This window comes from Arthrobacter sp. TmtSoilC77 (assembly GCF_059739415.1).
In genome coordinates this window covers 1,340,404-1,353,369 of sequence record NZ_AP046050.1, presented here as the reverse complement: position 1 = coordinate 1,353,369, position 12,966 = coordinate 1,340,404, and the positions used below count along the sequence as shown (strand labels likewise).

Sequence of the window (12,966 nt, the reverse complement as noted above, 5' to 3'; positions counted from 1 at the left end):
CTTAACCCGCCGGAATGTAGGTGCCCTCCCCAGGGCCCATCATGGGGTCCGGGGCAGCCGGAGCGCCTGGCACGAACTCGAGGACGTGCTCGCCCTCGGTCAAGCCGGACGTCACTTCAACTACGTTGCCATCATTCAAACCAAGCTGTACGGTGCGCTCCTCCGGGGCAGCCCCGCTCCCTCCTGCGCCCGCAATCCAGACGATGCCGTCCTTCACGCTGCCCTTCACCGAGGTCAGCGGAACCGTCACCACATCGGCGGCGACGCCCGCACTGACGGTCATGGTCGCGCCAAGTCCGGCAAAGACTTCATGCCCAGCCGGGATTGCGCAGCTCAGCGTTCCCGTGGGCGTGCCACCGTCCTGCGACTGGCCGCCGCCCCCACCGGGGATTGCGACTGCCCCGCCGACACCCATGCCAGCACCTCCGCCTGTGGATGACAAACCGCCCGAGGTGCTGCCGCCGTCGTCGGACGCGTTGTTCTTGAGTGTCACTTCGGTGCACTGGAACGGCGCCGGTCCACCCACCAAAGCGATTTCCGCTGGGCCTGGCTTTCCGAGCAGGCGGTACTGCTGGGCAGCGGTCACCGAACCAGCAACTGTGTATGTGCCTGGATCGATCTTGCCGACACTTTCCCCGACGCTCACTTGCTGGTCGATCAGCGTGGTTAAGGACTGCAGGGTACCGCTGCTGGGTGCCAGGACATCGAAGTAGTCATATACAGGCTTCGGCGCCGAGGACATTCCGTCCTTGGACGGCTGCGAAGACGTCACTGCGCGCTCGGCTTTGACCTGGAACAGGGCATCGCCCTTGGCAACCGTGGCGCCCTGTTCGACGAAAACCTTAATGACCTTGCCCGCAGAAGTGCTCCGGATGGCCTCAGCTGCGTCGCTCTGGACAGTGCCCTTGATTTCCACGGTATTAGTGACAGTTGCACGAGTGGCCGGGACCACCGGTATGTCCACTTGCGCCAAGGGCGCCGGCCCGGAATCAGACGGCTTAAGGCCGTCTACGAAAGCGATCTTGACCAAAGCCACCGCAATTATTGCGAAAACCACCAGCCAGGAAACCGGCAAAATGACGCGCCGAAAAATACCCATCCCTGCTCCATTTCGGTAACTCCCCACAGAACCTCTGCGAGGGATGATTCCCTCAGCCTAGGCGAGGAATATAGTTTGGCCTGACATTCGGGCGACTCGACAGAATGCTTACAGTGTCGGAAATGAGAGGATGACAGGCATGACTCTCCCTATCGCCAAGCCGTGGCTGTCCACCCAGACCAACCAGGATCCCCGTGCTGCAACCGGCCAGCGTTTGCGATGGGGAGTCGTGTCCACAGGCAACATCGCCAACAGTGTTTCCCTGGACCTTTCCCTGCTGGAGGACGCCGAACTCTACGCCGTGAGCTCAAGGACCCAAGCTGCCGCCGACGCTTTTGCGCACACACTTGGTTTCGCCAAGGCGTACGGGAACGACGCCGGTGTCCCCGGCTACCAGCGGCTGTTCGAGGATCCCGCCGTCGACGTGGTTTACGTGGCCACACCCCACGCACAGCACTTCCAGATCGCCGCAGCAGCCATGCGCGCAGGCAAACATGTTCTCTGCGAGAAGGCACTCACCATCAACGCCCGCGAAGCCACCGAGCTGGTGAGGCTGGCCCGCGAGCACAAGGTGTTCTTCATGGAGGCAGTCTGGAGCCGCTTCCTGCCAAGCATGCAGCGCGCCTTTTCCATTGCGGCGTCAGGGGAAATCGGGCACACCCAGTGGGTCAGCGCGGACCTGGGCTTCCCTGCACCCTACGATCCATCCGCCCGCATCTGGGCACTCAACGACGGAGGCGGGGCCCTGCTGGACATCACCGTCTACCCGTTGCTCTGGGCCTTGGGAACGCTGGGCTTCCCACAGTCAGTGACCGCGATCGGCACGCTGAACGAGGACGGCGTGGACACCCAGAATGCGCTGACGCTCGGTTACGCCAGCGGCGCCCAGGCGCAATTAACCTCGTCCCTGACGGCCCATGGACCTCGGACTGCCACTGTGGCGGGCGGGCTCGGGTATCTGCAGACGGTGGGCTCGGTGAACAACCCCCGGGAACTGCTGATCCGTGTTGGTTGGGATGAGCCGCGGCATGAACGATTCGATGTGGTGGGCGTCGGCTACACCTACGAACTCCGCGAAGTGACCCGCTGCATTCAACAGGGCCTGCTGGAGAGCCCGGTCATGCCGCTGGAGGACTCCATCAACGTCATGCGCTTGTTCGATGGCGTGCGGTCCCAGCTGGGCATCCGGTACCCGAACGACGCGCGGTGAGGCAACGGCCCTGGGTGAGGTTACAGCGTTCCGCGTGTGCCGCCGTCGGGAGTTAACCCGGCTGTATTAACGCTGCTGGCCTTGACGCCACCGGCCTTAACGACGCTGGCCGATCGGCTGCCTGGCCAGCTTGCGGTCCAGTGACCAGGCGCCGGGCCCGAGGAACACGAACGCCACTGAAATCGCGACGTAGACGATCAGGAGTTCGGCATTGACACCGGACTTGTCCGTAAGCAGCGGCTTGCCGGCCTCCGTGACGAACCAGATGCCGGCGAACATGATTGCCGCAAGGAAACCAGCCACCCTGGTCAGGGCCCCGAGGACCAGGAGCAGCCCCAGTCCAATCTCCCCTGCGATGACAAGCCAGGCAACGATCTCGGGCTTCTGCACGCCCATGGCAGCAACCGACGCAGCGAAGGCGGCGTGACCGGCAACGAACTTCTGGATGCCATGCACCATGATCAGCGCGCCGAACACCACGCGCAGGATCGTGACGCCGCGGGCAGAGGACTTGGGAGACGGGTGAAGGAATTTCACGGGTCCCAATCTTCCATGCCTTTGCGACGAGCGCCAACCCAAGTAAGTAGCAGCAGATGCCCTTTTGGGCGCTCAAAAGGGCATCTGCTGCGACCTAGTTGCGCGGGTGGGGGGCAGAATGGAACCTGATAGTGGGCCGAGGGTGGATGGAGCTGGCATGGTGGACGTCGTAGTTGTTGGCGGAGGAGCAATGGGATCGGCCGCCGCGTGGCAGTTGGCCCGGAGCGGTAAGTCCGTGGTCCTGCTGGAGCAGTTCGAGGCCGGTCACCACATCGGTGCCTCCCACGGCGCCACCCGCAACTTCAACACCGCCTACGCCGAGGCCGACTACCTGGACCTCCTCGCCGAGGCGAAGACCCTGTGGGATGAGCTTGCTGCGGAAACAGGGGCGCCGCTGCTGGACCTCGTGGGGCTGGCGAACCACGGCAACGTCGAGCGGCTCCGGACCGTCCAAGCGGCCCATCAGGAACGCGGCATCGAAAGCTACTTCATCTCAGCCGATGAGGCCATGGACCGATGGCAAGGCATGAACTTCGCCACCGATGTGCTCTTCGTTCCCGGATCCGGACGGGTCCGTTCAGCCAATGCACTGGTGGCACTTCGAACGGCCGCCGAGTCCCATGGCGCCATCTTCAAGTACTCGACGCCGGTCCGCGACATCCGTGTCGACGGTGCCGAAAGCGTGGTGGTCGTGACGGACGAGACCGAGTACACAGCCAACCGGGTGGTGGTCACCGCCGGCGCCTGGACGAACAAGGTCCTCGGCGACCACGCAAAGCTACCGCCGCTGGTTGTTACCCAGGAGCAGCCCGCCCACTTCACCCCCGTGGACAACACGCTCGTGTGGCCAAGCTTCAACCACACCCCGGATATGGACGATCCCGCGTACGAATACTGGTACAGCCCCGTCTACGGCATGCTCACCCCCGGCGAGGGAGTCAAAGCAGGCTGGCATGGCGTCGGCCCCGTGATGGATCCGGACGAGCGCACGTTCCAGCCCATACCCGAGCAGCTCGACGCCTTGGTGCGTTACGCGCAAGAGTGGCTTCCCGGCGTCGACCCTTCAACGGCGGTTCCCATCAGCTGCACGTACACCACCACGCCCACGGAGGACTTTGTGCTGGACCGTTTTGGCCCGCTGGTGGTGGGCGCCGGGTTCTCCGGGCATGGTTTCAAGTTCACGCCGGCTATTGGCCGGGTGCTGAAAGACATCGTCGACGGCGGTGTGGCGCCTCAGCGTTTCCTGGCCGACCGTTAGGAATATGTAGACAGATAATGCCCCCAAGACCGGGTCTCAGGGGCATTATCTGTAATGACTAGCTCAGGGTCGCGACGACCTTGTTGAACGTGGCCGACGGGCGCATGATCTCAGCGGCCTTGGCGGCGTCCGGACGGTAGTAACCGCCCAGATCGACGCCGGGACCCTGGACTGCGTTCAGCTCGCCGACGATGACTTCCTCGTTGGAGGTCAGGGCTTCAGCGATGGCTGCGAAGTCCTTGGCCAGCTCGGCATCCTCAGTCTGCTTGGCCAGTTCCTGTGCCCAGTACATGGCCAGGTAGAAGTGGCTTCCACGGTTGTCCAGCTCGCCAACGCTGCGGCGCGGGGACTTGTTTTCCAGCAGGAAGGTACCCGTGGCGCGGTCCAGCGTGTCGGCAAGGACCTGGGCGCGGGCATTGCCGGTGGTGGTGGCAAGGTGCTCGAAGCTAACGGCCAGGGCAAGGAATTCACCCAGGCTGTCCCAGCGAAGGTGGTTTTCCTTGACCAGCTGCTGGACGTGCTTGGGAGCGGAGCCACCGGCGCCGGTCTCGAACAGGCCGCCACCGTTGATCAGCGGAACGATGGAGAGCATCTTGGCGCTGGTGCCGAGCTCGAGGATCGGGAACAGGTCCGTGAGGTAGTCACGGAGAACGTTACCGGTGACGGAGATGGTGTCCTCGCCCTTGCGGATGCGCTCCAGGGTGAAGGCTGTTGCCTCCTCCGGGGACATGATCTCGATCTGCAGGCCCTCGGTGTCGTGGTCCTTCAGGTACTCGTTGACCTTGGCGATGAGGTTGGCATCGTGCGCACGGCCCTTGTCCAGCCAGAAAATCGCCGGAGTCTGGGAAGCGCGGGCGCGGGTAACGGCCAGCTTGACCCAGTCGCGGATCGGGACATCCTTGGTCTGGCATGCGCGCCAGATGTCCCCCGGGGATACCTGGTGCTCGGTGAGGACGTTACCCTTGCTGTCGACGAGCTGGACGGTTCCGGCTGCCTCGATTTCGAAGGTTTTGTCGTGGCTGCCGTATTCCTCGGCTGCCTGCGCCATGAGGCCCACGTTGGGAACGGTGCCCATGGTGGTGGGGTCGAATGCGCCATTGGCACGGCAGTCGTCCAGCACTACCTGGTAGACGCCGGCGTAAGAGCTGTCCGGGATGACGGCGAGCGTGTCCGCTTCCTTGCCGTCCGGGCCCCACATGTGGCCGGAGGAACGAATCATGGCCGGCATGGAAGCGTCAACGATGATGTCGGACGGAACGTGCAGGCTGGTGATGCCCTTGTCCGAGTCCACCATTGCCAACGCAGGTCCGTCTTCGAGGCCCTTGGTGATGGCTGCCTTGACGCCTTCGCGGACGTCTTCCGGCAGGTCTTCCAGACCGCTGAGGATGGCTGCGAGACCGTTGTTCGGGCTGATGCCTGCGGCTGCGAGCTGCTTGCCGTAAGTATCGAAAAGCTCCGAGAAGTAAGCCTTGACCACGTGGCCGAAGATGATGGGGTCCGAGACCTTCATCATGGTGGCCTTCAGGTGTGCGGAGAAGAGGATGCCCTCTTCCTTGGCACGGGCAACCTGTGCCTTCAGGAACTCGTCCAGGGCGTCTGCGCGCAGAACGGTAGCGTCCACAACTTCACCGGCCAGGACGGGGAAGTCCTTCTTGAGGACCTTGGTGCTGCCGTCTTCGCGGACCAGCTGGATGCTGAGGGAATCGTCAGCCTTGAGCACAACGGATTTCTCGTTGGAGCGGAAATCATTCTGGCCCATGGTGGCAACGTTGGTCTTGGAATCGGCAGACCAAGCACCCATGGAGTGCGGGTTCTGACGGGCGTAGTTCTTCACCGACAGCGGTGCGCGGCGGTCAGAGTTGCCTTCACGCAGCACCGGGTTCACAGCGGAGCCCTTGATTTTGTCGTAGCGCGAGCGGATGTCCGTCTCGGTGTCCGAGGAGGGGTTGTCCGGGTAGTCCGGGAGGGCGTAGCCCTGGGCCTGGAGCTCGGCGATGGCAGCCTTGAGCTGCGGCACTGAGGCGCTGATGTTGGGCAGCTTGATGATGTTGGCTTCCGGCTGCTTTGCCAGTTCGCCAAGCTCAGCAAGGGCGTTGCCCGTGCGCTGCTCTTCAGTCAGGAAATCGCCGAAAACGGCGATGATGCGGCCTGCCAGCGAAATATCGCGGGTCTCGACCTCCACACCTGCGGTCGAGGCATACGCTTCCACAATCGGCAGGAATGAGTAGGTAGCCAGCATCGGCGCTTCGTCTGTGTGGGTATAGATAATCTTGGCCATTGGCGGGGTTCTCCCTGAAAGTCTGCAGATTTCAACATCTCTAAACTTACCCGAGTAGGCCGGATTGGCGGCCCTTCGTGTCCGGGATCACTTGTTCGTTACCGCGCGGGAAAGCGATTTACGCCCGACGGCGGCCTTGCCGCCCGAGCTGCCGACCGGCGTCGTGCATTGCTCCCCGCCGTGTGACAAGAAGTGAAAGCAAAATATCACAAACTATGAAAGAACTCTTTACAAACTTGTCATACGTTGGGTAGCTTCGATTCCGTCAGTCGGCGGTCGCCATCACTGGCCGCCCCACTCCCTCGATAGGTTGGAACAACGTGACAAAAACCAAGACCCTGGCCACAAGCCTGCTGAGTCTGTCCGCTGCCGCAATCCTTGCCCTGGTTGGAACCACCAGCGCAAATGCTGCCCCCGCCAAGGACATCGACTCCAGCGGCGTTGCGGTCAGCAGCCATGTAGCGTCGGACAACGGCGCCGCAGACTACTGGACCCCGGAACGCATGAAGAACGCCAAGTCCGGCGACATCCTCGCCAACAAGGCACTTGACCGCGGCCGGCTCCTCAACCTCGGAAAAGCCCCGGTCACCGAAGCCCCGGGCGCCCTTAAAAGCATAGAGGGCCAGCAAGCCTCCACCGACTCCAAGACCATCGACCGGAAGGTGAACCAGAGCGAAACGCCCGTCAAGCACATCGGCAAGATCTTCTTCACCCTCGGCGGCTCCAACTACGTCTGCTCCGGCAACTCCGTGACAGCAGCCAACAAGAGCACCGTGTCCACTGCAGGCCACTGCGTCAACGAGGGACCCGGTGCCTACGCCACCAACTTCGTGTTCGTACCCGCCTACCTCAACGGCTCCGCACCCTATGGCAAGTGGACAGCAAGGGCGCTGTACTCCCCCACCCAATGGGCATCCAACGGCAACATGCAGTACGACACCGCCTTCGCCGTCATGAACACCCTCAACGGCCAGCGGCTCGCGGATGTCGTAGGCTCCTCCGGTGTCCAGTTCAACGCCGCCCGCGGCCTGAGCTACAAGTCCTTCGGCTACCCGGCAGCTGCTCCCTTCAACGGCGAATCGCTCAAGAGCTGCTCCGGCACCGCCACCAACGATCCCTACAACCCGCAGTTCGCCACCCAGGGAATCCCGTGCAACATGACCGGTGGTTCCTCGGGCGGTCCTTGGTTCATCGGCAACAGCTCCGGCGGTTACCAGAACTCGGTGAACAGCTACGGCTACGGCAGCAACTCCAACACCATGTATGGCCCGTACTGGGGCTCCGTCATTCAGTCCACGTACACCACGGCGGCGGCTTCGTAGCAGTCTTCTTAGCGCGACCTTGTTAACAACGACGGCGGCCGTCCCCTTCCGGGGGCGGCCGCCGTTGCGTTTCACTGGCTTTGGGCTGTTGCCCGCCGTTGTTTAGTGGAAGAAGTGGCGTGCACCGGTGAAGTACATCGTGATGCCTGCAGCGTTGGCAGCGGCAATGACTTCCTCATCGCGGACAGAACCGCCAGGCTGGACCACGGCGCGGACACCGGCATCGATCAGGATCTGCAGGCCATCAGCGAACGGGAAGAACGCGTCCGAGGCTGCCACGGCACCGCGTGCGCGCTCTGGTGCGTTGGTCGCGTCGGCGTTCGAAGCGCCGCCAGCACCTTCGACGTCGGACTCCACCGTGACGCCCAGCGTGTTGGCGCGCTCGACGGCAAGGCGGCAGGAGTCCAGGCGGTTGACCTGGCCCATACCGATGCCCACAGCGGCGCCGTGATCTGCGATCAGGATGGCGTTGGACTTGGCTGCGCGGCAGGCGGTCCAAGCGAAGGCGAGGTCCGCGAGGGTCTTCTCGTCGGCGGCTTCACCCGCTGCGAGGGTCCAGTTGGCTGGGTTATCGCCTTCAGCGTCCACCTTGTCGCTCATCTGAACCAGCACGCCACCGGAGACCTGGCGCATTTCGGAGGGGTAGCGGCCGTAGCCCTCAGGCAGGGCAAGCAGCCGGATGTTCTTCTTCTTGGAAAGGATCTCCACGGCTTCCGGCTCAAAGTCCGGAGCAATGACAACCTCGGTGAAGATGTCGGCAACCGTGCGGGCCATGCCAGCGGTGACGGTGCGGTTCGCGGCGATCACGCCACCGAAAGCGGAAATGGGGTCGCAGGCGTGGGCCTTGGCGTGGGCGTCAGCGATCGGATCGGCAGCGTCGGCGGAACCGACAGCGACACCACACGGGTTGGCGTGCTTGATGATCGCAACGGCGGGCTCGGCGAAGTCGAACGCAGCACGGAGGGCGGCGTCGGCGTCGACGAAGTTGTTGTAGCTCATGGCCTTGCCGTGCAGCTGGTCAGCCTGCGCGATGCCGGCCGGAGCAGCCTTGTCCACGTAGAGTGCAGCCTGCTGGTGCGGGTTCTCGCCGTAGCGGAGGACCTCGGAACGCTCCAAGGACAGACCGGCGTAGGCAGGCCAGTCGATGACGCCGTCGCCGTCTTCATCCAGGAACTGGCTGGCGGTCCAGGTTGCCACAGCGTTGTCGTAGCTGGCCGTGTGCGCGAACGCCTTGGCAGCGAGGCGGCGACGCGTGTTCAGGTCGAAACCGCCTTCTTGTGCTGCAGCAACCACTGCGCCGTAGAAGTTCGGGTCCGTGACAATGGCGACGGCGGCGTGGTTCTTCGCGGCCGAACGCACCATCGCGGGGCCTCCGATGTCGATCTGCTCAACCACCTCGTCCTGTGCTGCGCCGGACTTCACGGTCTCGACGAACGGGTACAGGTTCACCACGACGAGATCGAACGTCTCGATCTCCATACCGGCGAGGGTTTCCATGTGCGCCGGGACGCGACGGTCAGCCAGGATGCCGCCGTGCACACGCGGGTGCAGGGTCTTGACGCGGCCGTCCAGCATTTCCGGGGAGCCGGTGACTTCTTCGACTTCCTTGACCGGGATGCCTGCGGCGGCGATCTTCTTGGCGGTGGAGCCGGTGGAAACAATGGCGACGCCGGCTGCGTGCAGGCCCTTCGCGAGCTCCTCCAGTCCCGTCTTGTCGTAAACCGAGATCAGTGCACGGCGGATGGGAACACGGTCAAGCTGCGTCAAGCTCACAAAAGTCTCCGTCTTAGTTCGCGTAGATGTCGCGGGTGGTGGGATATGGAGAGTTTATCGTGTTTCGTTGGCGCGCTCGTTTCGGGTCCTGGTTGGTCTTGCGTTGCGGGGCCCGCGCTGCGCCCCATGCCCCACGTTTGCCACGCACAACAGGCCCCACAACATAGGGTTGAGCCATGGAAGCCACCGATGTCGTTCTCGCCGCCGATGTAGGGAAGAGCCGTTGCCGCGTGGAGCTGCGCAGCGGCATCGAATTACTTGGCGCGGCGGACCAGCACGGGTTCCCCGGAGTCCACATGGACAACGGCCCCACGATCGCTTTCGACCTCCTCCTTGAGACGGTCGCGATGCTTCCGCCCGGCCTGCCTGTGAGCACGTTGACAGGAATCGGCGCGGCAGTGGCCGGCGTCGAGGCTTCTGCGGAGAAGTCCCGTGAGCTGGCTTCCATGTTGTCCCAACGCTTCGGCGTCCCGGCAGCTGTCCTTTCGGACGCCACCGCAGCCCAACTTGGAGCCCTCCAAGGCGCCCCGGGCACTACCCTGATCGTGGGGACGGGGGCGGTGGCCTTCCGTTTCGATGAAGCCGGCGTCCTTCATCGCGCCGACGGTTGGGGACCCTACCTGGGCGATCGTGGCAGCGGCCGTTGGATCGGCCAACGGGGGCTCCAGGCCGTTTTGGAAGCGCACGACGGCGGCCCCGCCACTTCGCTTTCGGCTGCGGCGGGAGCTCTGGTCGATTCCCCGGAAATGCTCCCGGGCTGGCTCGCGTCCATCGAAAACCCGTACCGCGCCATGGCCCGGTTCGCACCGCTGGTTCTGCACGCCGCGGAGGCGGGTGACGCCGTCGCGAATGTCATTGTTGACGAGGCCTGCCGCATCCTGACCAAGACCGTGCAGCTGGCCGCCGGCGGCGACTCCGGGAGCTCACGCCGTGTTGCGCTGCTGGGCGGAGTGGTCAGCTCCGGGTTCTTCGCGGAGCTCTTGCGGAAGTCCCTTGCTTCGGCTGGGATTGAGGTGGTGGCCCCGCTGGGCGATGGCTTGGACGGTGCTGCCCTCGCTGCGACGCGCCGCGGGCTCATCCAGGAAAGGTACATCCACCGTGACGGAACAAACTGGCCCGACTAGCCCCACTGACGCGGACAGGCTCGCGGGCCTGCGCACGGAACTCGCCGGGCTGGAGACCGAAGCCGCGGCCGAGAACCTGAGCGACCTGGACATCATGGGCACCGAGGAACTCGTCGCGGCCATGCTTGCCCACACTGCAGGAGTACACGCCGCGGTTGAGGCGGCGAGCCCTGCGATTGTTCAAACGGTCGACGCCGTTGCGGAGCGACTCCAGCGTGGGGGTCGCCTTCTCTATGTGGGGGCTGGAACGGCCGGGCGCCTGGGTGTGCTCGACGCGAGCGAGTGCCCACCGACGTTCGGCACCCCGCCGGGACTCGTCGTCGGACTTATTGCAGGTGGCGTCCAAGCGATACAGAAACCCGTTGAGTACGCCGAAGATAACGCGACCGCAGGCGCGCGCGACCTGCACGATATCAACGTGACGGAAGCGGACGCCGTCGTGGGTATTACGGCGTCCGGCCGGACACCGTACGTGATCGGCGCGCTGGAAGAGGCCCGGAAAAAGGGTGCGTTCACGGCGTCGCTGGCTTGCAACAAGGGCTCGGCCGTCAGTCATCTTGCGGATGTGGCGATTGAGGTTGTGGTGGGTCCGGAGTTCATTGCGGGCTCGACGCGGCTGAACTCGGGCACGGCCCAGAAACTTGTCCTCAACATGATCAGCACGCTGGTGATGGTGAAGCTCGGCAAGACGTATGGGAACCTGATGGTTGACCTGCGCGCGACCAACGAAAAACTCCTGGCCCGCTCGCAACGGACAGTGCAGCACGCCACCGGTGTGGACGCGCATGAAGCCGTGGCAACACTGGACTCGGTCAACGGCTCGGTAAAAGCCGCCATCCTGGTACTGCTCACCGGCATCGAACCAGCTCAGGCCAAGAGAGCTCTCGAAGAAGCCGGTGGTTACCTGCGAAGGGCGATTGAAAACCAAAAGTAACGCGAACATCGGTTTGGCCCGAGCGAACGGCGGTGTTGGCCCGAGCGCATAAAGTTGCATGCAGGAGGGCAGATGAATACATACACAGCCGTGCCCAGCGGCGAACAAGTCGTGCAGGAACTGCCGTGGCGGTGGAAGGTCCAAGGCAGGATCTTCGTGATCGGTGGGCTCGGATTCATGTTCGACGCCTGGGATGTGACGCTCAACGGCATCCTCATTCCCCTTCTGTCCAAGCATTGGTCCCTGCAGCCCGCTGACGCTGCGTGGATCGGTACGGCCAACCTGATCGGCATGGCTCTGGGCGCGTTTGCGTGGGGAACCATCGCCGACACCATCGGGCGCAAGAAGGCGTTCACGGCCACCCTCCTGATCTTCAGCATCTTCACCGTGCTCGGCGCCTTCGCCCCGGACATCGTGTGGTTCTGCATCTTCCGCTTCATGGCCGGGTTTGGGCTGGGCGGCTGCATCCCGGTGGACTATGCCCTGGTGGGTGAGTTCACGCCTCGCAGGCAGCGGGGCAAAGTCCTCACGGCGATGGATGGCTGGTGGCCCGTGGGCGCGGCTCTCTGTGGCTTCATCTCCGCTGGACTCGTTGCTGCCTTCGGCGACTGGCGGCTCACCATGCTGATTATGGTTCTGCCTGCGCTCCTCGTTTTCTGGGTCCGGCGCAGTGTCCCGGAGTCCCCGTTGTTCCTGATTCGGGCCGGCCGTCGGGCTGAGGCAGCGGCGGTCATTGATGGTTTGGTGGAAGCAACGGGCGCATCACCCCGGGCGTACAGCCTGCCGGAACCCCAAGCCGCCCCCAGGCTCTCCCCCGGCAGCGCGTGGGAACAGCTGCGCAGGATCTGGACGTTCAATTGGAAAATCACCACTGCAGCCTGGGCCCTGTTCTTCAGCATCCTGTTGGTCTATTACCTATCCCTGACGTGGATGCCCCGGATCCTCATTGGCGCTGGCTTCGAGGAGTACAAAGCCTTCGTCACCACAGCCGGGATGGCCGCCGTCGGGCTTTTGGGCGTGGTGGTCGCCGCACTGCTGGTGGAGCGGGTGGGCCGGAAGTGGATCCTCGCCATCACCGGTCCGCTTTCCGCGCTGACGTTGGTGATCGTCGCGTTTGTGGTGGACGTGCCGCAAGCCGCCGTGTTCTGGCTGTTGGTGTTTGGCTTCGTGGTCCAGGTGGCAATCCCGGTCCTGTACGCCTATGTGTCCGAGCTGTATCCCACGGAACTCCGGGGCTCAGGCTTCGGCTGGGCCTCGACGTTCTCCCGCATCGGCGCAGGCTTCGGACCTTTGGTGTTCGCTTCGTTCTTCTGGCCCGAGTTCGGCCTGGCTCAGTCGTTTGCGATGGCCGGTGGGCTGGTGCTGCTTTCTGTGTTGTGGATGGCGTTCTTCGCTCCCGAGACGAAGCAGCGCGTGTTGCGTTAGCTTCCC

At 63.7% G+C, this 12,966-nt stretch carries 10 protein-coding genes; 6 read left to right on the top strand and 4 right to left on the bottom strand.

The window, feature by feature from the left end; translation table 11 throughout:
• Position 1: 1 nt before the first annotated feature.
• The gene (locus AC6I99_RS06340) at positions 2–1,099 is read right to left on the bottom strand and encodes an efflux RND transporter periplasmic adaptor subunit (RefSeq protein WP_497960631.1); all 1,098 of its coding nucleotides are present in this window, start codon (positions 1,097–1,099) and stop codon (positions 2–4) included.
• A gap of 139 nt (positions 1,100–1,238) precedes the next feature.
• On the opposite strand from AC6I99_RS06340, the gene AC6I99_RS06335 reads away from it, so the two are divergent.
• Positions 1,239–2,309 carry a Gfo/Idh/MocA family protein gene (locus AC6I99_RS06335; protein WP_497960629.1) on the top strand — a complete coding sequence of 357 codons (1,071 nt, stop codon included), beginning with the start codon at positions 1,239–1,241 and terminating at the stop codon, positions 2,307–2,309.
• A 96-nt stretch (positions 2,310–2,405) separates the two neighbouring features.
• On the opposite strand, the gene AC6I99_RS06330 is transcribed toward AC6I99_RS06335, so the two are convergent.
• Positions 2,406–2,846 carry a DoxX family protein gene (locus AC6I99_RS06330; RefSeq protein WP_224091487.1) on the bottom strand — a complete coding sequence of 147 codons (441 nt, stop codon included), beginning with the start codon at positions 2,844–2,846 and terminating at the stop codon, positions 2,406–2,408.
• A gap of 157 nt (positions 2,847–3,003) precedes the next feature.
• Here AC6I99_RS06330 and AC6I99_RS06325 point away from each other — a divergent pair, with 157 nt between their 5' ends.
• On the top strand, positions 3,004–4,104 hold the full coding sequence (locus tag AC6I99_RS06325) for an FAD-dependent oxidoreductase (protein ID WP_497960627.1): 1,101 nt from the start codon (positions 3,004–3,006) through the stop codon (positions 4,102–4,104).
• Between the two features lie 58 nt (positions 4,105–4,162).
• Here AC6I99_RS06325 and AC6I99_RS06320 read toward each other — a convergent pair whose 3' ends face one another.
• On the bottom strand, positions 4,163–6,382 hold the full coding sequence (locus AC6I99_RS06320) for an NADP-dependent isocitrate dehydrogenase (protein ID WP_497960626.1): 2,220 nt from the start codon (positions 6,380–6,382) through the stop codon (positions 4,163–4,165).
• Positions 6,383–6,702: 320 nt separating this feature from the next.
• On the opposite strand from AC6I99_RS06320, the gene AC6I99_RS06315 reads away from it, so the two are divergent.
• Positions 6,703–7,704 (top strand): trypsin-like serine peptidase, encoded by a 1,002-nt coding sequence (locus AC6I99_RS06315; protein ID WP_224166765.1) that lies wholly within the window; start codon positions 6,703–6,705, stop codon positions 7,702–7,704.
• 102 nt (positions 7,705–7,806) lie between these two features.
• Here AC6I99_RS06315 and purH read toward each other — a convergent pair whose 3' ends face one another.
• Positions 7,807–9,477, bottom strand: coding sequence for a bifunctional phosphoribosylaminoimidazolecarboxamide formyltransferase/IMP cyclohydrolase (gene purH / locus AC6I99_RS06310; protein WP_497945844.1), 1,671 nt, complete (start codon positions 9,475–9,477; stop codon positions 7,807–7,809).
• Positions 9,478–9,653: 176 nt separating this feature from the next.
• Here purH and AC6I99_RS06305 point away from each other — a divergent pair, with 176 nt between their 5' ends.
• From AC6I99_RS06305 to AC6I99_RS06295, 3 genes are all read left to right on the top strand, one after another.
• Positions 9,654–10,601, top strand: a complete 948-nt coding sequence (locus tag AC6I99_RS06305; protein WP_497945846.1) for an N-acetylglucosamine kinase — start codon at positions 9,654–9,656, stop codon at positions 10,599–10,601.
• Positions 10,576–11,535 (top strand): N-acetylmuramic acid 6-phosphate etherase, encoded by a 960-nt coding sequence (gene murQ / locus AC6I99_RS06300; protein WP_497945848.1) that lies wholly within the window; start codon positions 10,576–10,578, stop codon positions 11,533–11,535. The genes AC6I99_RS06305 and murQ overlap by 26 nt, the downstream gene beginning before the upstream one ends.
• 72 nt (positions 11,536–11,607) lie before the next feature.
• The gene (locus tag AC6I99_RS06295; RefSeq protein WP_497960625.1) at positions 11,608–12,960 is read left to right on the top strand and encodes an MFS transporter; all 1,353 of its coding nucleotides are present in this window, start codon (positions 11,608–11,610) and stop codon (positions 12,958–12,960) included.
• Positions 12,961–12,966: the final 6 nt, after the last annotated feature.